The 20,916-nt window shown below is 70.7% G+C and carries 19 protein-coding genes and 1 tRNA gene; 6 read left to right on the top strand and 14 right to left on the bottom strand.

Annotated elements, in window-relative coordinates:
• Positions 1-7: 7 nt before the first annotated feature.
• The 4 genes from CXQ97_RS12420 to CXQ97_RS12405 all read right to left on the bottom strand — a co-directional run bounded on the left by CXQ97_RS12420 (position 8) and on the right by CXQ97_RS12405 (position 6,470).
• Positions 8-3,427: an error-prone DNA polymerase gene (locus CXQ97_RS12420; protein ID WP_104181178.1), complete on the bottom strand. Its 3,420-nt coding sequence runs from the start codon at positions 3,425-3,427 to the stop codon at positions 8-10.
• 54 nt (positions 3,428-3,481) lie between these two features.
• Positions 3,482-5,092, bottom strand: coding sequence for a DNA polymerase Y family protein (locus tag CXQ97_RS12415; protein ID WP_104181177.1), 1,611 nt, complete (start codon positions 5,090-5,092; stop codon positions 3,482-3,484).
• Positions 5,089-5,907, bottom strand: a complete 819-nt coding sequence (locus tag CXQ97_RS12410) for a hypothetical protein (protein WP_104181176.1) — start codon at positions 5,905-5,907, stop codon at positions 5,089-5,091. The genes CXQ97_RS12415 and CXQ97_RS12410 overlap by 4 nt, the downstream gene beginning before the upstream one ends.
• Before the next feature lie 170 nt (positions 5,908-6,077).
• Positions 6,078-6,470 carry a DUF5997 family protein gene (locus CXQ97_RS12405; protein WP_104181175.1) on the bottom strand — a complete coding sequence of 131 codons (393 nt, stop codon included), beginning with the start codon at positions 6,468-6,470 and terminating at the stop codon, positions 6,078-6,080.
• A gap of 55 nt (positions 6,471-6,525) precedes the next feature.
• Between CXQ97_RS12405 and CXQ97_RS12400 the strand changes: the two genes are divergently transcribed.
• Positions 6,526-7,257 (top strand): LysR substrate-binding domain-containing protein, encoded by a 732-nt coding sequence (locus tag CXQ97_RS12400; protein ID WP_181035063.1) that lies wholly within the window; start codon positions 6,526-6,528, stop codon positions 7,255-7,257.
• Positions 7,258-7,503: 246 nt separating this feature from the next.
• Here CXQ97_RS12400 and CXQ97_RS12395 read toward each other — a convergent pair whose 3' ends face one another.
• Positions 7,504-7,998: a Dps family protein gene (locus CXQ97_RS12395; protein WP_104181173.1), complete on the bottom strand. Its 495-nt coding sequence runs from the start codon at positions 7,996-7,998 to the stop codon at positions 7,504-7,506.
• Between the two features lie 212 nt (positions 7,999-8,210).
• Here CXQ97_RS12395 and CXQ97_RS12390 point away from each other — a divergent pair, with 212 nt between their 5' ends.
• Positions 8,211-8,747, top strand: a complete 537-nt coding sequence (locus CXQ97_RS12390) for an SRPBCC family protein (protein WP_306739948.1) — start codon at positions 8,211-8,213, stop codon at positions 8,745-8,747.
• A 53-nt stretch (positions 8,748-8,800) separates the two neighbouring features.
• Here CXQ97_RS12390 and CXQ97_RS12385 read toward each other — a convergent pair whose 3' ends face one another.
• The 5 genes from CXQ97_RS12385 to CXQ97_RS12365 all read right to left on the bottom strand — a co-directional run bounded on the left by CXQ97_RS12385 (position 8,801) and on the right by CXQ97_RS12365 (position 11,938).
• Complete coding sequence (locus CXQ97_RS12385; protein WP_258062534.1) at positions 8,801-9,913, bottom strand: phosphate ABC transporter substrate-binding protein PstS; 1,113 nt, start codon at positions 9,911-9,913, stop codon at positions 8,801-8,803.
• 73 nt (positions 9,914-9,986) lie between these two features.
• Positions 9,987-10,202, bottom strand: a complete 216-nt coding sequence (locus tag CXQ97_RS12380; RefSeq protein WP_104181170.1) for a hypothetical protein — start codon at positions 10,200-10,202, stop codon at positions 9,987-9,989.
• Positions 10,203-10,302: 100 nt separating this feature from the next.
• Positions 10,303-11,100 (bottom strand): SDR family oxidoreductase, encoded by a 798-nt coding sequence (locus CXQ97_RS12375; protein ID WP_104181169.1) that lies wholly within the window; start codon positions 11,098-11,100, stop codon positions 10,303-10,305.
• Positions 11,101-11,190: 90 nt separating this feature from the next.
• Positions 11,191-11,661 (bottom strand): Hsp20/alpha crystallin family protein, encoded by a 471-nt coding sequence (locus CXQ97_RS12370; RefSeq protein ID WP_104181238.1) that lies wholly within the window; start codon positions 11,659-11,661, stop codon positions 11,191-11,193.
• A gap of 203 nt (positions 11,662-11,864) precedes the next feature.
• Positions 11,865-11,938: transfer RNA gene (locus CXQ97_RS12365), tRNA-Val, on the bottom strand.
• Between the two features lie 172 nt (positions 11,939-12,110).
• Here CXQ97_RS12365 and CXQ97_RS12360 point away from each other — a divergent pair.
• Positions 12,111-12,362 (top strand): DUF2630 family protein, encoded by a 252-nt coding sequence (locus CXQ97_RS12360; protein WP_104181168.1) that lies wholly within the window; start codon positions 12,111-12,113, stop codon positions 12,360-12,362.
• A gap of 14 nt (positions 12,363-12,376) precedes the next feature.
• On the opposite strand, the gene CXQ97_RS12355 is transcribed toward CXQ97_RS12360, so the two are convergent.
• Genes CXQ97_RS12355 through CXQ97_RS12340 form a run of 4 tightly spaced genes read right to left on the bottom strand, consistent with a single transcriptional unit; the run spans position 12,377 to position 15,244 of the window.
• The gene (locus tag CXQ97_RS12355) at positions 12,377-13,186 is read right to left on the bottom strand and encodes an ABC transporter permease subunit (RefSeq protein WP_104181167.1); all 810 of its coding nucleotides are present in this window, start codon (positions 13,184-13,186) and stop codon (positions 12,377-12,379) included.
• Positions 13,179-14,126 (bottom strand): ABC transporter ATP-binding protein, encoded by a 948-nt coding sequence (locus tag CXQ97_RS12350; protein ID WP_104181166.1) that lies wholly within the window; start codon positions 14,124-14,126, stop codon positions 13,179-13,181. The genes CXQ97_RS12355 and CXQ97_RS12350 overlap by 8 nt, the downstream gene beginning before the upstream one ends.
• Positions 14,127-14,156: 30 nt before the next feature.
• Entirely contained in the window at positions 14,157-14,408 is a 252-nt protein-coding gene (locus CXQ97_RS12345; protein WP_104181165.1) for a hypothetical protein, read from the bottom strand.
• A complete protein-coding gene (locus CXQ97_RS12340; protein WP_104181164.1) occupies positions 14,405-15,244 on the bottom strand; it encodes a Ku protein in 840 nt (279 codons plus the stop codon). The genes CXQ97_RS12345 and CXQ97_RS12340 overlap by 4 nt, the downstream gene beginning before the upstream one ends.
• A gap of 69 nt (positions 15,245-15,313) precedes the next feature.
• Between CXQ97_RS12340 and CXQ97_RS12335 the strand changes: the two genes are divergently transcribed.
• The 3 genes from CXQ97_RS12335 (at position 15,314) to CXQ97_RS12325 (ending at position 20,899) form a co-directional block, all read left to right on the top strand.
• Positions 15,314-15,808, top strand: a complete 495-nt coding sequence (locus tag CXQ97_RS12335) for an SRPBCC domain-containing protein (protein WP_104181163.1) — start codon at positions 15,314-15,316, stop codon at positions 15,806-15,808.
• Between the two features lie 91 nt (positions 15,809-15,899).
• Positions 15,900-18,473, top strand: coding sequence for an ATP-dependent DNA ligase (locus CXQ97_RS12330; RefSeq protein ID WP_104181162.1), 2,574 nt, complete (start codon positions 15,900-15,902; stop codon positions 18,471-18,473).
• 38 nt (positions 18,474-18,511) lie between these two features.
• A complete protein-coding gene (locus CXQ97_RS12325) occupies positions 18,512-20,899 on the top strand; it encodes a phosphoketolase (protein WP_104181161.1) in 2,388 nt (795 codons plus the stop codon).
• The last annotated feature ends 17 nt before the right edge of the window (positions 20,900-20,916 follow it).

The raw sequence follows: 20,916 nt of genomic DNA, 5'->3' as shown, positions 1-20,916 counted from the left end.
GTGTCGGTCAGCGGAAGTCGCGGGACCTGGTGGTGGCCTTCAGCTGCAGGACCTCGATGCGGTCGGCGACGACGTTGACCACCCCCTCGGACGAGCGCTCGAGGACGCCGCGCACGATCACGCTGCTGGCTTCCCGCGCAACCCGGCGGTAGCGCTGCCAGACCCCCACCGAGCAGATGACGTTCACCAGCCCCGTCTCGTCCTCGAGGTTCATGAACGTGATCCCGCTCGCCGTCGCCGGCCTCTGCCGGTGCGTCACCACTCCCGCCACTTCGATCCGCCGGCCGGATTCCGCCGTCCTCAGCTGCACGGCGGTCAGGGCACCGCGGCGCTGCAGCCGCCCCCTGGCATGGCGCACCGGGTGGTCGTCCGGGGTGATGCCCGTGGACCACAGGTCCGACCCCACCTTGTCGACGTCGGAGAGTTCGGGCATCAGGGGGGGCTGGATGTAGACGGCGGTCCCCTTGATCTGCCCTTCGCGCTCCGTCGAGGCGGGACCGGCGTTCCACAGCGCCTCGCGGCGGCTGAGGCCCATCGAGTCGAAGGCGCCCGACGCCGCCAGTGCCTCGAGCTGTCCCGCATTGACGCCCGTGCGCCGCGCCAGGTCCGGCATGTCCTCGTAGGGACCGTTCCGTTCCCGCTCCTCGACGATCCTCTCCGCGAGCTTCACCCCGAGGGATTCCACACTGGCCAGCCCCAGCCGCACCGCGAAGTTGCCGTCACGGCGGTGGGGTGCCGAGTCGAAGGGCGTGTCCGGGTCGAAGTATCCGACGGGGGCCTGCTCGTCCTCGGTGCAGCAGTCCATGCCGGTGGTCCGTGCCCGGGGGTCGTCCGGGAGGTCGTAGCCCTCGAGGGGTTCGAGGCCGGCGTGCACCCCGGAGTGCAGGATGTCGGGGCGCAGGACGACGGCGCCGTGCCGTCGGGCGTCGGCCACGAGGGTCTGGGGTGAGTAGAACCCCATGGGCTGGGCGCGCAGGAGCGACGCGAGGAACGCCCCGGGGTAGTGCAGGCGCAGCCAGGCGCTGACGTACACCAGCAGTGCGAAGCTGATCGAATGGCTCTCCGCGAATCCGAAGTTCGCGAAGGCATGGATCTTGTCGTAGATGGTGTCGGCCACGTCACCGGTGATCCCGTTGGACGCCATCCCCTCGTACAGTTTCGCCTTGAGGGAGTCGATCCGCTCCTCCCCCCGCTTGGATCCCATGGCCCGGCGCAGGAGGTCGGCGTCCGCTCCGGTACAGCCGCCCACCACCATGGCCATCTGCATGAGCTGTTCCTGGAAGAGCGGCACCCCGAGGGTCCGTTCGAGGACGGGTTTGAGGTCGGGGTGGAGGTACCGGACCTCCTCCTCGCCCATCTTGCGCTTGATGTACGGGTGCACGGCGCCGCCCTGGATGGGACCGGGCCGCACGAGGGCCACCTCGATGACGAGGTCGTAGAACTGGCGGGGCTGCAGGCGCGGGAGCATGCCCATCTGGGCACGGCTCTCCACCTGGAAGACCCCCACCGAATCCGCGAAGCACAGCATGTCGTAGACGCCCTGCTCCTCCTTGGGGATGGTGTGCAGCTCCCAGGTCTCGCCGAAGTGCCGTGCCACGAGGTCGAAGTTGTACTGGATGGCCGCGAGGATGCCGAGGCCCAGCAGATCGAACTTCACCAGTCCCATCCAGGCGCAGTCGTCCTTGTCCCACTGGAGGACCGTCCTGCCGTCCATACGTCCATGCTCGATGGGGCATACCTCTCCCACCGGCCGGTCCGTCAGCACCATGCCGCCCGAATGGATGCCCAGATGGCGGGGGAACTTCAGGACCTCCTGCGCCAGGCCGACCACGGCGTCCGGGATGTCGTGGTCGCTGCTCGAGACGAGACCGCCCCACCGCTCGATCTGCCGGGACCAGGCGTCCTGCTGTCCCGGGCTGTGCCCCAGCGCCTTCGCCATGTCCCGCACGGCGAACTTGGGACGGTAGGTGATGACATTGGCCACCTGGGCGGCATTGAAGCGCCCGTACTTGCGGTAGACGTACTGGATGACCTCTTCGCGGCGGTCCGAGTCGAAATCCACGTCGATGTCCGGTTCCTCGTCCCGCATGCTCGAGAGGAACCGTTCGAAGGGGAGCTGGTACTTGATGGAATCCACGGCCGTGATCTCGAGCAGGTAGCAGACCGCGGAGTTGGCCGCCGATCCCCGTCCCTGGCACAGGATGCCGTTGCGGCGCGCGTAGTGCACGAGGTCGTGGACGATCAGGAAGTACCCGGGGAAGTTCTTGTCCTCGATCACCTCCAGCTCGCGTTCGATCCGCTCGCGGACGTCGGCCCTGCCCCCGTAGAGCTTGTCGGCGCCCTGCCAGACGAGCTCGCGGAGGTAGCTCATCTGGGTGTGGCCCTCCGGGAGGTCGATGTTCGGCAGCCCGGGTCGAACGCTGCGGAGGGTGAAGGCGAGATCGGAGGCGATGTCCACGGTGCGTTCCACGGCCCCCGGATAGTCCCTGAACCGCCGCGCCATCTCCGCTCCGCTGCGCAGGTGGGCGGCACCGGCCGCGGGCAGCCAGCCGTCCATCTGGTCCAGGCTCCGGCGTGCCCGGACGGCGGCCAGGGCGGAGGCGAGTCGGTGCTGCCCGGGGGTCGCGTAGTGCACGTTGTTGGTGGCGACGGTGGGCAGTCCCAGACGGGTGGCGACGGCGGCGAGGGCGTCGTTGTGCGCGGTGTCGAGGGGGTTGCCCTGGTTGGTGAGTTCGACGGCGACCGATTCCCTGCCGAACAGGTCCACGAGTGCCCGGAGCTCGGCCTCGGCCGCTTCCACGCCGTCCGCGACGAGCGCGGAGCGCACCGTCCCCTTCCGGCAGCCCGTGAGGATCATCCACTGGCCGCCGGCGTGCCCGGCGAGGCGCTCCAGGCTGTAGCGGGGCTTCCCCTTCTCGGCGTCCGGGGCGAGCTGGGCCTCGGTGATGGCCGTGGACAGGCGGTGGTAGCCGGCCGATCCGCGGGCGAGGACGAGTAGGTGCCGTCCTTCCGGGTCGGCCTCGCCGTTCTGCGGCCTGGACAGGCCGAGGGACAGCTCCGTGCCGTACAGGGTCGAGAACCCGGGATACTTCTCGGCGGCCTCCGCGAAGTGCACCGCGCCGTACAGCCCGTCGTGGTCGGTGAGGGCCATGCCGGTGAGCCCCAGCCGCTGGGCCTCCTCGGCGAGGTGCTCGGGGCTCGACGCACCGTCGAGGAAGCTGAAGTTGGAGTGGACGTGCAGTTCGGCGTACGGCACCACGGGACCTTCGGGGGCGGAAACCTCAGCAGGAGCCGTGTAGGGCTGGCGTTTCCGTGACCAGGCGGGGCTGTCGCCGCCGTCGGCCCCCGGGGGCGGTGCTCCCGGCCGGGTGGCCGAGAGGTTGCGTTCGAAGTCCGACCAGGGGATCGGTGGATTGTTCCAGCCCATGGCGTCCCTCCCTGTCTGGATGTCCTGCGGTCGTCTCGGTGGCGGATCCCGCCGTCAGTCGTAGCCGGCCTCCACCCACCACGCGTGGTCCTCGAGCAGCAGCAACCAGGCGGACCCCGAGTGGTCCACCAGCTGGAAGCGGTTGAGCACGCGCCCCTTCGGGTCCCACCAGCGTTCGTTGATCGGCCAGGGGCCGGCCCAGGAGTGCACGGGCCGGCGGCCGTCGTCGGGCCCGGCGCTGAAGAAGGCGGGATCGGCGCTCAGGAGGCCGCGCGTGTCGACGTCCACCGGGTTGCCGTTCGCGTCGACGACGACGGCGGGCACGGGGTCGGCGAACACGGTGGCGGGGGCAGGGCCGGGCAGCCTGCCGGGCCAGGGCTGGTTGCGGTCCTTCACCGGCACCTTCGCGGTCTGCTGCCCCGCCGGCGCGTCCCCCCACGGGATGTACACGCGGCGGTCCGCCAGCAGGCGCCCTCCGGCGATGACCGCGGTGAGCACGGCGCCGTGGCCCAGCATGCTCTGCACCCGGGCCAGCCCATGGTGGATGCCCTCGTCCGGTCCCGTTCCCCACAGGCCGTCCGCGTGGTCGCCGAGGTCCTCGACGATGTCGGGGACCAGGTGGACCCGGGTGATGCCGGAGGTCAGGCCGTGGTCGGAGGCGTTGGTGCCCTGGAGCTGCCAGCGCACGCGGTCCACGACGTCGTCGGCGTCGAACCAGCGCGGGTGCTGCCAGCGGCGCTCGGACGTCTCACCCGACTCCGTGTGCAGCGACACGTGCAGCACGGTGCATACGAGCCCCGCCTCGCGCAGTGCGTCGACGAACTCGCCGGCCCTGGTCCTGAGGGCGAACGCGAGCTGGTCGATGCGGGCGAGGGGAGGCTCGAAATCGGCGACTGCGTCGAGGTGGGGCGGCGGCGTCCGGGCGACGACGCTCCGGTGGTCCAGCCCGCGGGCCTGGCGGTGCGCGATGGCCCCCTCGATGCCGAAGCGGTTGCGGACATCGGAGGCCCTGAGCGCCGCGAAGTCGCCCAAAGTGCGGATGCCGAGGCGCCTGAGCAGCACGGCGAGCCGGGGTTGTCCGAGGACTTCCAGGGGGTAGCTGGCGAGGAACCAGGGCGAGCCGCCCGGCGGGATGACGACCAGCTGCTCGTCGTCGTCCAGCTGGTCGGTGGCCCTGGCCGCCTGCTCGGCGGCGAAGGGCCCGTCCGCGATGCCGACCCTCACGTCGGTGAGCCCGATGGCGGCGAGGGTCTGCAGGACCACGTCCGCGGCGTTGCGCTCGCCGCCGTAGTAGCGCGACGGCCCCTGGGCCCGGACGGCGCACAGCCCCGGGCGGACGACCTGCACGCCGGGCAGGATGGCCTCCACGGCCGCGGTCACGGGCTCGAAGGTGCGCTCGTCGAGTGCCGGGTCGTACGGGAGGGACACGAGCCCGGTGCTGCGGGCCTGGGCCTCGCGGATGCGCAGGCCCCGCTTCACGCCGTCCTGCCGGGCCGCAGGGGAACAGGCGAAGACCTCCCCGCGGTCCACGAGGACGAGTGCGGTCTCGGCGGGCAGCGCGTGTTCGCGCAGCGCTGCCGTGATGGGCCAGTCGGGGCACCAGAACATCAGGGTCCGGGTTGCCGGGGCCGTACCGGGAGGCCCGGTGGGCGGATCCGGCGTCATGAGGATTTCATCAGCCGGGGCTCGAACAGGGTCCCGGACGCGGTACCAGGGGTACCGTGCTGCAGATGCGGTGGCAGGGCCGTGCCCCGGAGCGCGGCTCCGGCGGGGGTCCCCTGCAGGTCCGCGAGTCCCACATAGGCGTGGCGGAGCCGCCCCGAGGGCTGGGTGGCGGTGATCTTCATGGAACGCGCCCTGAGGTGGCCGGTCCCCGAGCCGAGGCCCTCCCAGGCGCTCTCCGCCACGCCGATCGTCGAGTCGCTCTGCTTCCAGTTGCCGAGGGTGATCAGGGCCGCGCCGCGCTGGCGCAGCCTCGCCTTGAGGCGGGCCCATTCGGTGGGGGCGAGGTGTTCCGGGGAGCGGGTCAGGACGATCGAGACGACGTCCACGAGGGCCGCCGTGACGGTGAGCCACTGGGGTCCCGGATCGGGGACCAGGATGAGGCGTTCGAGGTTGATGCCGAAGCCCTGCGCCGCCTCCACGCTGAAGTCCGGCATGCCGATCACGCTGCACCACGCGCCGGTCGCTGACGGCCCGGCGAGCAGTGCCATGGCGAGGAAGGTGGAGTTCCGGACGGAGTAGGAGCCGCCGGACTGCAGGCCTCCGCCGGGCAGGATCCGGGCGAGGGCCGGAACCGTGGGCAGCCGGCGGGAATCGAGCTTGCCGGCCTGCATGCTGTTGATGCGGGCCTGGAGGCCGAGCGCGACGTCGGCCGGGGATGTCCCGCGGCGGTCGGCAGGGTTCGGCTGGAACGTGTCCTCGGAGTCGGGGGAGGGCTCATCCCGGGCGAGGGAAGGGCCGGCGGCTGGAGGCGTCACTCCCTAATATTCGAATACCTGTTCGATTAAGTCAATCGGCGTGTCGTCCCCGGAAACCGCTGTCCCCATGGTATGAGAACGCCCCGATCAGGGCCGTCCCCGGGGTGTCCCGTCATCCCGGGAGGCGCCCGCGCGGCACCCCGAGGCCCTCCGCCGCCCGTGTCCGGGGCTCAGGTGTCGGTCGCCTTGCGTGCCGCCTCGCGTTCCTTGACCCGTGCGGCGTCAGCGCGGACCGCCGCCTGCGTGGACCTCTCGGCAACCAGCCAGGCGGGCGGGTCCTGCAGGAGGGTGGTGATCTGCTCGCTCGTCAGGGGGTCGGTGACCCCGCCGCGGGCCAGCCCGCTGATGGAGATGCCGAGTTTCTGCGCGACGACGGGGCGCGGATGCGGGCCGGTGCGGCGCAACTGGGCGAGCCACTCGGGCGGGGTCTGCTGCAGTTCGTCGAACTCCGCACGCGTCAGCTCGGTCTCCTGGAAATCCTGGGGAGCTGCGGGCAGGTAGATGCCCAGTTTCTTGGCCGCTGTGGCGGGCTTCAAGGTCTGGGGGGTCTTCGGGGGATTCATGGTCCCAGCTTAACGGCCACGCCTGCCGGGGATGGTCAGGCGCTACTGTGAGGAGGTGCCCGCCGACCAGTCCCGAACCCTGTCCGTCGGCTTCGTCCCGGGTGTCACGCCGGGCAAGTGGGTGGCCCGGTGGCGTGAGCGGCATCCGGAGACACCCCTCGAGCTCCACCAGCACGACGACGCCCTGACGGCGCTCCGCGACGCATCCGACGACGTCGTCTTCGTGCGGCTTCCCGTGGACCGTGCCGGCCTCCACCTGATCCCCCTCTACGAGGAACAGCCCGTGGCGGTCATGTCGCGGGAGAACGAGCTGTCGCTCTACGAGGACGTACCGCTCGAGGAACTCGGGGGGGAGACCCTGCTCGACGTCGCCGCGTGCGGCGGCCCGAAGACGGCCGTGGAGGTGGCGGCCTCCGGTGCCGGCGTCGTCGTCCTGCCGATGTCCCTGGCCCGCCTGTACGCCCGGAAGGACGCCGTGCACCGGCCCGTCCCCGGCCTCCCCGGAACCACGATCGGCATCGCCTGGCGGGTGGAGGACGAGTCCGACGACGTCGAGGAGTTCATCGGCATCGTCCGCGGGCGGACGGCCCAGAGCTCGAGGCAGCCCTCGCAGCGGGAGGCGCCGAAGAAGAGTGCGTCGGAGAAGGCGGCGGCGAAGAAGGCAGCCACCGGAGGCGCCGGGGTACAGAAGGGTGGAACGGGTCGGAAGGGCACCGGGAGATCCCAGGCGGGGAAGCAGCAGGGGAAACCCGCCCGCCCGTCGGGCACGCGGGGTAAGCGGCGCTGACGGTCCGCTGATCGCCGTGACGCTGCACGTCATCGCGCGGAAGTCCCTGGGCGGCTGCATCTTCCCAGGCCGCCGATCGGGTCGCCACGGTGCTGCGGCCCGGGACTGGAGGGTCGTCCGGTCCCGCAGCGACGCCGGCCACGGCCGCGGTCCTCGTCGGTCGGCGGGACCCCGCTTCGGACCTGGAGGACGCGGAGAGGGAGGCACCGCCGGTGCCTCCCTCTCCGCGCGGACCGGGTTGGTGCGTCAGACCGTGGCGTGGTCCGTGCCGACGGGCGTGACGACCTCGGCGGTAGGCTCCATGTTCTCGGCGTCGACCATCCACGCGTACTGCTCGAGCTTCGCGATGAACCCGTGCAGCAGGTCGGCCGTCGTCGGATCCTCCTCGTCGATCTGGTCGTGGACGTCGCGCATCGTCTTCACGGAGGCGTTCAGCATGTTGACCACGAGGCCCACGGTGTCCTTGGTGGAGACGAGCCCGGCCGGGAACGGCTGGATCTTCGTGCCCTCGGCGACGGCGACGCTGCGGCCGTCGGGGACGGCGTGCAGGGCTCGCATGCGCTCGGCCATCTCGTCGGCGAAGGCGCGGGCGTCGTCGATGATCTCGTCCAGCTGCAGGTGGAGATCGCGGAAGTTCTTGCCGACGACGTTCCAGTGGGCCTGCTTGCCCTGCAGGTGCAGTTCGATGAGGTCGACCAGGACGGCCTGCATGTTGTCCGTGAGGGTGGGTGAAGCCTTCATGAATCCTCCAGTACTAGATTTTCCTGCTCGCGGCGGGGGTCCGGACACGCCGATTCCCGCCGGGCGGACTCCTTTCACCCTAGACCCGCGCGTTGGTCAATTCCAGCCGACCTGCATACGCTAAGGGGACTTATGGTCAGCCCTGCCGGATTCCCCGCGAGCGGGGTCGGGCGGCCCCGGACTCTCTACGAAGGAGGAACCTTTTGGCTTCTGTGCAGGAATCTATCGACGTAGCAGTACCGGTCAGCACGGCGTACAACCAGTGGACCCAGTTCGAGAGCTTTCCCCAGTTCATGGGGGGCGTCGAGTCCATCACGCAGACCTCGGACACCCGGACCCACTGGGTGACGAGCATCGGCGGCGTGCGACGCGAGTTCGACGCCGAGATCACCGAACAGCACCCGGACGAGCGGGTGGCCTGGAAGAGCACGGACGGCGAATCGCACGCGGGCGTGGTGACCTTCCACCGCATCGACCAGAACACCACGCGCCTCATGGTGCAGATCGACTGGCACCCGGAGACCTTCACCGAGAAGATCGGTGCCGTGGTGAACGCGGATGCCCTGCAGGTGAAGGGCGACCTCAAGAGGTTCAAGCAGTTCATCGAGAAGAGCGGCGGAGAGACCGGCGCCTGGCGTGGGAACGTCGACGCGCCGCCGACGGGCGGCTCGGAGGCCGAGCCGGCGAACAGCACCCTGCCGGACGCGTCCACCGACGACCCCGATTCGGGCGGACCGCGCGTCGACTGACGCACGACGCAGGACGAGGCGGGTCCCCTCCGGGGGGCCCGCCTCGAGTGGTCCTAAGGGATGTCGCCGACCTCGACGGACGCGATCGCCGCGGTGGCGAGGCGGGACAGTTCGGACGAGATGGGTGAGCTCCTCGCCGCGTCCGCGGCCACGGCCTGTCCCTCGGCACTGACCGCGTACGTCCCGAAGGCACGCACGACGACGGCGGTGGCCTCGTTCTCGTAGCGCGTGCAGTACACGTGGTAGGACACGAGGACCAGCGGGTAGACGCCGGGTGCGCTGGTGGTCCGATCGAGGTCGAGCGCGATGTCGTGGTCCTGGCGGCCGGGGACACGGCGGGCGAGGTCGACGGCGGCCGCGGCGGCTTTGGGCCCGGCCGGGACGTAGGCGTCCCCGACCTTGAGGGCCACGCGGCCGAGGGGGTCCCCCACGGCGGAATCGTCGGCATAGGTCACGGCGCCCACGGTGGCGGCCACGGTGCTCACCACGCCGGCGTTGCCCTTGGCGTTCTCGTTCTCGAGTGCGGACGGCCAGGTGCCGTCGGGCTCCTCGGTCCAGATCCCGGGCGCCACGGCGTGGAGGTAGTCGGTGAAGTTCTCGGTGGTGCCGGAGTCGTCGGATCGGCTGACCGCCGAGATGGGCAGTGCGGGGAGCTCGACGTCCGGGTTCTGGGCCGCGATGGCGGGATCGTCCCAGCGCGCGATCCCACCCCGGAAGATCCGGGCCACGGTGGCGGCATCGAGGTCCAGCCCGGAGATGCCGGGCAGGTTGAACGCGATGCTGATCGGGGAGATGTAGGCGGGGATGTTGAAGGCGCCGCCCGGGCCGCACGCCTGCGTCGATCCGGCGAGCTCCTCATCGCTGAGGAAGGCGTCCGATCCGGCGAATCCCACGGCTCCGGCGAGCAGCGCGCCCCTGCCCGCGCCCGAGCCGTCGGGCGAGTACTGCACCTGCGCGCGTGGGTGGAGGGTGGCGAATCCGGAGCGCCAGGCGTCCATGGCCGGTCCCTGCGCGGAGGATCCGGCGGCCGTCACCGCGCCCTGCAGGCTCATGTCCCCGCGTTGCGCTGCGGCCTCCTGCTCGGCGCCCAGCGGGTAGTCGGAGCCGCAGGCCGTGAGACCGAGGACCACGGCGAGGGACAGGGAGAGGGATGCTCGGGTTCTCACCCACGCCACGTTACAGGTGAAGACGAGGTGAACCGGAGGTGGACAGCAGGTGGACGGGTCGATCCGGCCGGGGTCAGCCGCGGCGCAGGCGGTAGCCGTCGCTCCTGTGGACGAGCCGGCGGCCACCGCCGTCGTTCAGCTGGATCCACACCACCGACGCGTCGTCGGTCCTCATGTCCAGTACCCCGCGGAGCTGCGTCCCGGCCGAGTGCTGGAGGGTGACATGTTCGCCGCGCTTGAAGCCGGACCAGTCCTGCAGGTCGGCGTCGGGGGTGAGGGGGGCGTCCATGGCGGGCCTTTCGCAGGGAGGTCGGGAACTACCACGCTAGCCACCCCTCCTGAACGCCGCGTGAACGTCCGCTGAAGACTGCCGCATGCCCGTCGACGGATCAGAGGGTGCGCCAGTCCCCGCTCGTCAGGTGCGAGCCGGCCTGCGGACCCATGAGGAGCATCCCGCCGTCCACGACGAACGAGGCGCCGTTGACGTAGCTGGAGGCACCGGAGGCGAGGAAGGCGATGACGTCGGCGATCTCCTCCGGCGCCCCCGGACGGCCCATGGGGATCCCGGGGCGGTCCATGGTGCGGGGGTCCTCGTCCTCGGAGGAGTTCATCGGGGTGTTGATCTCGCCGGGCAGGACCGCGTTCGCGGTGATCCCGCGGTCGGCCAGCTCGAGTGCGATGGTGCGGATCAGCCCGCCGAGCCCGTGCTTGGAGGCGTCGTAGGCCGCGGAGCCCACGCGCGGCTGCTCCTGGTGGACGCTCGTGACGGCGATGATACGGCCGCCCTGTCCGCCGTCGAGCATGTGCCGTGCGGCGCGCTGGAGGCAGACGAAGGCTCCGTCCAGGTTGGCGCCCATGGTCCCGCGCCAGGTGTCCCAGTCGGTCTCCATGAACATGGTGCCGCCGTTGACGCCCGCGTTGTTGACGAAGACGTCGAGACCGCCGAGTTCCTCCGCGAGCCGGTCGACGACGTCGCCGCATGCGGGGGCGTCCGTGGTGTCCAGCTGCGCGACGGCGGACCGCACGCCCTTCTCCCGGACGAGGCGCGCGGTCTCCTCCGCGCCCTCCTGGTCGGAGTGCCAGGTGACGCCGACGTCGCAGCCTGCCGCTGCGAGGGCGAGGGCCGTGGCCCGGCCGATGCCGGAATCGGAGCCGGTGACGATTGCCTTGGTGGGTGTGAAGTCCATGCCCCCATCCTTCGTGCCCGGCGCGCGACGCCGCAAGGGGTCCGTCCGACGCAGTACCCCCGGGCCCGGGCCCGGGGGTACTGGTAGGGCTCAGGACTCGACGGCGTCCTGGTGTCCGCTGCCGGAGGTCGGACCCCGGACGGCGCCGGACCGGATCGGCGTCGAGGCCTCGCCGCTGACGATCTCGATCTTGCGCGGCCTGGCGCGCTCGCTGACGGGGATCGCGACGCTCAGGACGCCGTTCTCGTACCGGGCGGAGATGCCCTCGGTGTCGACGCCCTGGCCCAGGCTGAGCTGGCGGAGGAACGAGCCGCTCTCCCGCTCACGGGTCAGCCACTTCACGCCCTCGGCGCTGCGCAGCGTGCGCTCCGCACGGATGGTGAGGAGCTGGCCGTCGACGTCGATGTCGACCGATCCGGGATCGATGCCCGGAAGATCCGCGGAGAGGATGTAGTGGTCCTTCTCGCGGTACAGGTCCATCGGCATGAGGCGGAGTCCGGGACGGCTCTCGAGGAGGGCGCCGGCAACGCGGTCCAGCTCGCGGAATGGATCGAACTTCATGGCCACTGGAAACAACTCCTTCGCATCTGGAGGTTGAGCGTCCTTCGCTCAACTACGGAAAAAATGTTAGCACTCGACCCCTGCGAGTGCCAGCAGGATCCGTGTTCGCCCAGGACGAACCCCCGGTGTCCCGGGCAACGCAGAAGGCCCGTACCGACGGGTCGGTACGGGCCTTCTGCGGTGCTGTCCCCAGCTGATCCTCGTGCCTGCGCGGGGCCTCGATCCCCGGGCCTTCCGCGTGTGAAGCGGATGCTCTACCAGACTGAGCTACACAGGCAATTGGTTCTCCAACAGCTTAGGGCATCCGGGCGCCGCGCCAAATTCCCCGCCACGCCCCGCCGGATACGCCGGTGATCGTGCTGGTCAACCGCCGACCGCCTCAGTAGCCTGAAGAAAAGCCTGCTGATCAGCCGCTCACGCCGAACCGGCGACGACGAAGGGATTGCACGATGGACGACCAGGACCTCCTCCAGCGCATCCAGGCACTCGTGCAGGAGGAACACGACCTCCGCGAGCAGCCGCAGGACGCCGGCGCGGCCGAGGCGCACCAGGACCACGTCGCACGCCTGAAGAAGGTGGGGGAGGATCTCGACCAGTGCTGGGACCTGCTCCGCCAGCGCCGGGCGAAGGCCGACGCCGGTGGGAACCCCGCCGACGCCGATGCGCGGCCCGTCAGCCAGGTGGAGGGGTACCGCCAGTAGTAGCCCGATCGCTACTACCCGCCGATATCGCGGCGGGACAGCCCCACGACGGCGGCCACCACGAGGATGCCGCAGAGGCCGAGGATGACCGCCATGCCGCCCGCCGCCCCGTTCCCGAGGCCGTTGGCGAGCGGCGCCGGGGAGAAGGCCCAGTCGTAGGGGGAGAGGTCCTTCACCCAGCTCGCCGCCTCCGCCTGGTTCCCGAGCGCATTGAAGGCGTAGCCGAGGACGGCCACGGCCGCACCCGCCGCGATCGAGGCCGTCCTCGAACCGGTCAGGGCGCCCGCGGTGAGCGACGCCAGGCCGCTCAGCAGGGACAGCAGGTACAGCGCGAACGTCCCGACGACGGCGTGGGCCGCGGGTATCCCGAGCTCGGAGGGGCCGTCGAGCGCGAGGAGGGCGCCCAGCAGCACGCCGCACACGACGGCGAGCCGGAGGCCGAGGGCGAGGGCCGCCTCGAGGGCCACCTGAGGGCGCGTGACACCGTGCGCGAGGGTGAGCTCGAGGGCGCCGCTCTCCTCCTCGCCGCCGATCGCGGCCGCCCCCCAGCCCACCGCGGCGATGGTCAGCAGGACGAAACCGATCAGTCCCAGCAGGGTCGCCTGCGCATAGCCCGCGCCCGTGGTGATCGAGTCGAAGCCGAGGGTGGAGACGAGTTCCGCAGGCAGGGACGAGACGACGGACTGGAGCTGGCCGGACGCCCCCATGGACGGGTAGATCGGCAGGTAGAGCAGGCTCGCCGCCACCACACCCGCGGACCAGCCGACCAGCCCCACGCGGGAGCGCTGCACGGCGTGGCGGACGAGGGGCAGGGTGCTAGCCATGGCGCACTCCGGCGTGCACCGGACCGGGCCGCCCGTACAGGCCGAGGACAGCCTGTTCGAGGTCGGGCTCCTCGATGACGACGTCCCGCGGTGCGAGCTCGGCCACGAGGGGGATCAGGGCCGCGGGTGAACCCGACACCCGGCCCTCCACCACCACGCGCCCGCCCGCGGGGCCCTGCGCCTCCTCCATCGCGAGGATCTCCAACCCCGCGCGGTCCAGTGCCCGGGCCTGCGCCTCGGTCAGGGCGTGGTCCAGCTCGAGGCGCACCGAGCGGGGAGCCTCGTCGCGCAGGTCGGCGACGCGTGCCGAGCGGACCAGGTGGCCCTCACGGAGCACCGCGACGTGGTCGGCGCCGTGCTGCACCTCGGAGATCACGTGGGAGGAGAGGAAGACGGCCTGGCCGCCTGCCTTCGCCTCCCTGACGAGGGCGAGGAACTCGCGCTGGACCAGGGGATCGAGACCCGACGTCGGCTCGTCGAGGACCAGCAGTTCGGGCCGGTGCATGAACGCCTGGACCAGGCCCAGTTTCTGCTTGTTCCCCTTGGACAGGGTGCCCACGCGGCGGGAGGGATCCAGGCCGAGGCGGTCGACCAGTCCACTGCGGAAGCGCCCGTCGACAGGGCCCGAGATGCGCCCGAAGTGCTCGAGCAGATCCGCGCCGGTGATGCGGCTGTCGAGCCTCAGCTCTCCCGGGAGATAGCCGATACGGCGGCGGAGACCCGGTCCCGCCCGCCACGGATCCGCGCCGAGGACCGTCGCCGAGCCTCCGCTCGGCCTGATCAGGCCGAGGATCAGGCGCATCGTGGTGGTCTTCCCGGCACCATTGGGGCCGATCACACCCACCACGCTGCCGGGAGGCACGGTGAGCGACACGGTGTCCAGCGCGGTACGCGTGCCGTACCTCTTGGTCAGGTCCCGTAGCTCCAGGGCGTGCTGCATGCTTCCTCCGATGGATGCCCGGCCGCGGCATCAGGCCTTTCGCAGCAGCCAGGAGAGCGTCAGTGCGCCGGAGCTGCGCCGGAACCCGCTCTGGCCGGAGATCACCTCGAGGGCGGCCCAGACCGCCAGGCAGACGGAGCTGGCGAGGCGGAGGCGTTCGCGGTTGCGTTCCTCGAGGGCCAGGAAGGACGCGGCGCCGAGCAGCGCCCAGCCCAGGATCGGCGCGTTCGGTCGCTGCGCCACGGTCTGGCGGCCGAGATCGTCGGTGAAGAATCCCATCATGCGCCCTTCTTCTTCGAGGTGCCGGAGGCCTTGGCCTCCCCGGCCTTCTTCTCGCGGTTCTTCTCCACGCTGCGGCGCAGGGCCTCCATGAGGTCGAGCACGTTGTCGCCGTCGTCGTCGTCCTGGGTCGCACCGAAGGTCTCCTCGGTGTCGATCGTGTCGCCCTTCTCGATCTTCGCATCGATCAGGGTGCGCAGCTGGACCTGGTAGTCGTCCGTGAAGTTCTCCGGGTCGAAGTCCGTGGAGAAGGAGTCGACGAGCGCCGCCGACATCTGCTTCTCCTTGGCCGAGATGCGCACCTTCTCCTCGAGGGCCGGGAACGAGGCCTCCCGCACCTCGTCGTCCCAGAGGAGCGTCTGGAGCATGAGCACGTCCCCGCGGACCCGCAGGGCGGCCAGGCGGCTCTTCTGCCGGAGCGAGAACTGCACGATCGCGGTCCGGTCCGTCTCCTCGAGCGTGCGCCGCAGCAGCACGTACGCCTTGGTCGAGGTGCCGTCGGGCTCGAGGTAGTAGGCCCGGTCGAGCATGATCGGATCGATCTGGTCGGTCGGCACGAACTCCACCACCTCGATCTCCCGGCTCCGTTCCACGGGCAGGGACGAGAGGTCCTCGTCGGTCAGCACCACCGTGTGCTCGCCGTCGTCGTACGCCTTGTCGATGTGCTTGAAGTCGACCACCTCGCTGCAGATCTCGCACCGGCGCTGGTAGCGGATGCGGCCGCCGTCCTCGTCGTGCACCTGGTGGAGGGGGATGTCGTGGTCCTCGGTGGCGCTGTACACCTTGACCGGCACGTTGACCAGCCCGAACGCGACCGCTCCCTTCCAGATGGCTCTCATGGGTCAAGTGAACACCAAGCAGGCTTAGTGGGCCAGAGGGCGCCGCCCGCCCACCCCTAGACTTGGGAGGTGACTTCCGAGACCGTAGAGCCCATCGTCAGCAAGACCACCAGCGACGACGGCGGCACCGTGCTGCGCCTGGAATTCCAGTTCGCGTTCCCGCCGACCGTGCTGTGGAAGCACCTGACGGAGGGCGAGAAGCTGAAGTACTGGTTCCCGTGCGAGATGGAGTTCGAGCCGCGCGCCGAGGCGGAGATCCTGTTCCGGTACGCCGACCAGAAACCGCTCCGCGGGGACGTGCTGGAGGCCGTGCGGCCCACGGTGCTCGCCTACACGTGGGAGAGGGACAGCCTGCGCTGGGAACTGACGCGGACGGGTGACAACGGCACGCGGCTCGTGCTGCTCCTGACCCCGGGCAGCCCGCGGCACTCGGCCACCATGGCCGCCGGCTGGCACCTCACCATCGCCGGCCTCGACGACTTCCTGAACAAGCGCAGCCTCGGGCAGGACCCGGCCCTGTGGGACACCTACGTGGCCCGGTACCGCGAGCAGTTCGAGGACTAGGGCCAGGACCGGACCCCGGCCGGCCCTGACCGGCAGGCGCCCCGCCGATTGGTACTGGACCGCCCTCGGCCATCCGGTCAAGACTGGGGACATGGCTCCTCCGCGCACGGCACGGCAGCAGACCGTCACCGTGGACGGACGCACGCTGCGTCTCTCCAACCTGGACAAGGTGCTGTACCCGGCCACGGGCACCACCAAGGCGGATGTGCTCGCCTACTACGCCGCCGTCGCCCCGCACCTCATCCGGCATGCGGCCCACCGGCCCGTGACGCGGAAGCGCTGGGTCCATGGCGTGGGCACGCCGGAGGAACCGGCCGAGGTGTTCTTCCAGAAGAACATCGACGACAACGCGCCTGCCTGGGTGCCGCGCCACGCGATCCGGCACAAGGACCACACGAACGTCTATCCCATGGTCGACGACCTCGCCACGCTCACCTGGCTGGGGCAGATCGCCGCGCTCGAGGTCCACGTGCCGCAGTGGCGCTTCACCGCGGACGGCGCCAGGGGGAACCCGGACCGGCTCGTCCTGGACCTCGATCCCGGCCCCGGCGCCGGCCTGGCGGAATGCGCCGCCGTGGCGCGGCTCGCACGGCCGATCCTGCAGGGCATGGGACTCGAGCCGTTCCCCGTCACGAGCGGGTCCAAGGGGATCCACCTCTACTGCGCGCTGGACGGTCGGCAGACGTCCGAGCAGGTGTCCGCCGTGGCCCGTGAACTCGCCAGGGCCCTCGAGGCCGACCACCCCGACCTCGCGGTCAGCGACATGAAGAAGGCGCTGCGCCCCGGCAGGGTGCTGGTCGACTGGAGCCAGAACAACGCGAACAAGACGACCGTGAGCCCCTATTCGCTCCGCGGACGCTTCGAGCCGACCGTCGCCGCACCCCGCACGTGGGACGAGCTCGGTGACGGCGAGAACCTCCGCCACCTCGACCACCGCGACGTCGCGCAGCGCGTCGAGGAGCTCGGGGACGTCCTCGCCCCCGCGACCCCGCCGGCCACGGGCGGCGACGGCGGCGATGGCAGGGGTGGTGCCGCGCCGTCGGACCGCCTGTCCACGTACCGCGCGATGCGCGACGCCGCGAAGACGCCCGAGCCCGTCCCAGAGGCCGTGGGTCCGCCCGGTGGGGACAGCTTCGTGATCCAGGAGCACCACGCCCGCCGCCTCCACTACGACTTCCGGCTGGAGCGCGAGGGCGTGCTCGTCTCCTGGGCGCTCCCGAAGGGACCGCCGCTGACGCCGAGCAGGAACCACCTGGCCGTGCAGACCGAGGACCACCCGCTCGACTACGGGACGTTCGAGGGAACTATTCCGCATGGGGAATACGGTGCCGGTGAGGTGACCATCTGGGATGCGGGCACGTACGAGCTGGAGAAGTGGCGGGACGGGAAGGAAGTCATCTGCACGCTCCACGGGAAGGCGGACGGCGGCCTCGCGAAGGGCGGGGCCGCGATCCGCCGCTACGCGCTCATCAACACCGGCGGTGGCCCCGACGGCAAGGGCAACTGGCTGATCCACCTCATGAAGGACCAGCCGGCGGCGGGACGGGACGCGACGGACCACGCCGAGGACACCGTGGCCGGTACGGCTCCGGGTGCGGCGTCCGATGGGGCGTCCGATCCGGCGTCCGGCAGGGATGCCACGGGCAGGGATGCTGACACGGCTCCGGGTACGACAGTGCCGGCTCCCGCCCGGCGCGGCCCGGAGGCCGTGCGGCCCATGATGGCCACGCTCGGCTCCGAGCAGGCCATCCCCGATCCCGACGCGTGGGCCTACGAGATGAAGTGGGACGGCGTGCGCTGCATCGCGGTGGTTCGGGACGGGGCGGTGACCCTGGTCAGCCGTAACGGGATCGACACCACGCCCACCTACCCGGAGCTCGGGGACCTGCCGGGCCTCGTCCACGCCGACGGCGCCGTGCTCGACGGCGAGATCGTCGCCCTCGATCCCAGGGGCCGGCCCGACTTCGGCCTGCTCCAGACCCGCATGAAGCTCACGCACCGGGCGGAGATCGACGCCGCCCGCCGTGTGACGCCCGTCCGCCTCATGCTCTTCGACCTCCTCGAGCTCGATGGCACCGACGTGACGCACCTGGAGTACTGCCAGCGGCGCGAGCTGCTCGGGAAGGCCGTGGACGCGGCGGACGACGGGCACGTGCAGGTCCCCCCGGCCCTGGACGCGACGCTGGGGGAAGCGGTCGAGGCGAGCCGGCAGCTGGGCCTGGAAGGGATTCTGGCCAAGCGCCTCACGAGCGACTACCAGCCCGGTGCGCGGTCGTCGTCGTGGGTGAAGATCAAGCACGTCCGCACGCAGGAGGTCGTGGTGGTGGGCTGGCGGCCCGGCAAGGGTACCCGGGCCTCGAAGGTCGGCTCCCTGCTCGTCGCCGTCCCCGACGGCGTGGACCTGCGGTACGTGGGCCGCGTGGGGTCGGGCCTCACGGAGCGGGACCTCGCGGAGGTGGGTGCCCGCCTCAAGAAACTGGGCCGCAAGACGGCACCGCTCGACGACGTGCCCGGCATCGACGCGTCCGACGCGCACTGGGTCCGGCCCGCCCTCGTGGGGGAGGTCCAGTACAGCGAGCACACCGGTACCGGCCGCCTCCGACATCCCGTCTGGCGCGGCTGGCGGCCGGACAAGACGCCGTCCGACGTCGTCGTCGAACTCTGAATCCGCCCCGTCCACGTAGTATGACCTAGGAGGCATATATGAGCAGTCTCGATATCCAGGGGTTGGACGCGTGGTGGCGGGCCGCCAACTACGTCTCGGTGGGGCAGATCTACCTGCGGGACAACGCCCTGCTGACGCGCCCGCTGACCGGGGAGGACGTGAAGGCACGGCTGCTCGGGCACTGGGGCACGACGCCCGGGCTCAACTTCGTCTATACGCACCTGAACCGGGTGATCTCGGCGCGCGGGCAGGAGATGCTGTTCGTCACCGGTCCCGGGCACGGCGGTCCCGCGAACGTGGCCAATGCGTGGCTCGAGGGGACCTACTCCGAGATCTACAGCACCATCGGCAAGGACGGCGCAGGCCTGAACGCCCTGTTCAGGCAGTTCAGCTATCCCGGCGGGATCCCGTCCCACGCCGCACCGGAGACGCCCGGGTCCATCCACGAGGGCGGGGAACTGGGCTACACCCTCGCCCACGCGTACGGCGCCGTCTTCGACAACCCGGACCTCATCGCCGCGGCAGTGGTGGGCGACGGCGAGGCGGAGACCGGGCCGCTGGCCACCAGCTGGCACTCGAACAGCTTCGTGGACCCCGCCGTGGACGGCGCCGTGCTGCCGATCCTGCACCTCAACGGCTACAAGATCGCCAATCCCACGGTGCTGGCCCGCATGCCCGAGGAGCAGCTCCGGCAGCTGATGTACGGATACGGGTACGAGCCCCACTTCGTCACGGTGTCCGATCCCTCGGCCACGGAGGAGGCCCACCGGGACTTCGCCGCCGTCCTCGACACCTGCATCGACGACATCCACGCCATCCAGGAGAAGGCCCGCACCTCACCCGCCGGGGCCGATGCGGGAGCGGCCCGGTGGCCCATGATCGTGCTCCGCTCGCCGAAGGGCTGGACCGGCCCGGCGGTCGTCGACGGCAAGCCCGTGGAGGGCACCTGGCGCGCCCATCAGGTCCCGCTGACCGAGATCCACAGCAACGAGGGACACCTGCACCAGCTCGAGGAGTGGATGCGGTCCTACGACCCGGCCTCGCTGTTCACCGGGACCGGGGAGCTGCGGCCCGAGATCGCCGCGCTCGCCCCGCACGGCGACCTCCGCATGAGCGCCACGCCCTACGCCAACGGCGGCTGGCTCCTCCGCGACCTGGTCCTGCCCTCCTACGCCGACCACGCCGTCGAGATCTCACGTCCCGGTGCGGAGAAGGTGAGCCCCATGATGGCCGTCGGCGGCTACCTCCGCGACGTCATCGACCTCAACCCGCACAACTTCCGCCTGTTCGGCCCGGACGAGACGGCGTCGAACCGCCTGTCCGCCGTGTACGAGGTGACGGACAAGGTGTGGCAGCCGCGGATCGAGGACGTCGACGAGCACCTCGCGCGTTCCGGCCGCGTCCTCGAGGTCCTCAGCGAACACCTCTGCCAGGGGTGGCTCGAGGGCTACCTGCTGACCGGGCGCCACGGCGTCTTCAACTGCTACGAGGCGTTCGTGCACATCGTGGACTCGATGTTCAACCAGTTCGCCAAATGGCTGAAGGTGCACCGCACGCTGCCCTGGCGGCAGCCCATCGCCTCCTTCAACTACATGCTCTCCAGCCACGTCTGGCAGCAGGACCACAACGGCTTCTCGCACCAGGATCCCGGCTTCATCGACCACGTGGTCAACAAGAAGGCGGACATCATCCGGGTCTACCTGCCGCCAGACGCCAATACTATGCTCGCCGTGACCGAGCACTGCCTGCAGACCCGCGACACCGTCAACGTGATCGTCACGGGCAAGCAGCCCACGCCCACCTGGCTGGGTCCGGAGGAGGCGCACCTCCACGTGAAGCGCGGGATCGGGATCCTCGACTTCGCGGGCTCCGAAGAGCCGGGCGTGGAGCCCGACGTCGTCCTCGGCTGCGCGGGCGATGTGCCGACGCTCGAGGCCGTGGCCGCGGCGGGACTGCTCAGGGCCGCCATCCCGGGGCTCAGGATCCGCGTGGTCAACGTGGTGGACCTCATGCGGCTGCAGGACAGCTCGGAGCACCCCCACGGACTGTCGGCGCGCGACTTCGACACGCTGTTCACGACGTCGAAGCCCGTGGTCTTCGCCTACCACGGCTACCCGTGGCTCATCCACCGCCTGACGTACCGGCGCAGCAACCACACGAACCTGCACGTGCGCGGCTACAAGGAGGAGGGCACCACGACGACGCCGTTCGACATGGCGATGCTGAACCAGATCGACCGGTTCCAGCTGGCCATGGACGTGATCGACCGCGTGCCGGCCCTCGGGGCCACCCAGGCCCGGTTCCGGCAGGACCTCCAGGACCAGCGGCAGCGCGCCTGGCAGTACACGCGCGACGCCGGGAAGGACCTGGAGTCCATCACCGGCTGGACCCTCGACGAATCCTCACCGGATGATGCACAGCACTGACCAACCCCACCAGAAGG

Source organism: Arthrobacter sp. B0490 (assembly GCF_002929355.1).
Classification (GTDB): Bacteria; Actinomycetota; Actinomycetes; order Actinomycetales; family Micrococcaceae; genus Arthrobacter_D.
Note: the sequence above shows the minus strand (reverse complement) of the source record. Positions and strands in the feature narration are given on the sequence as shown.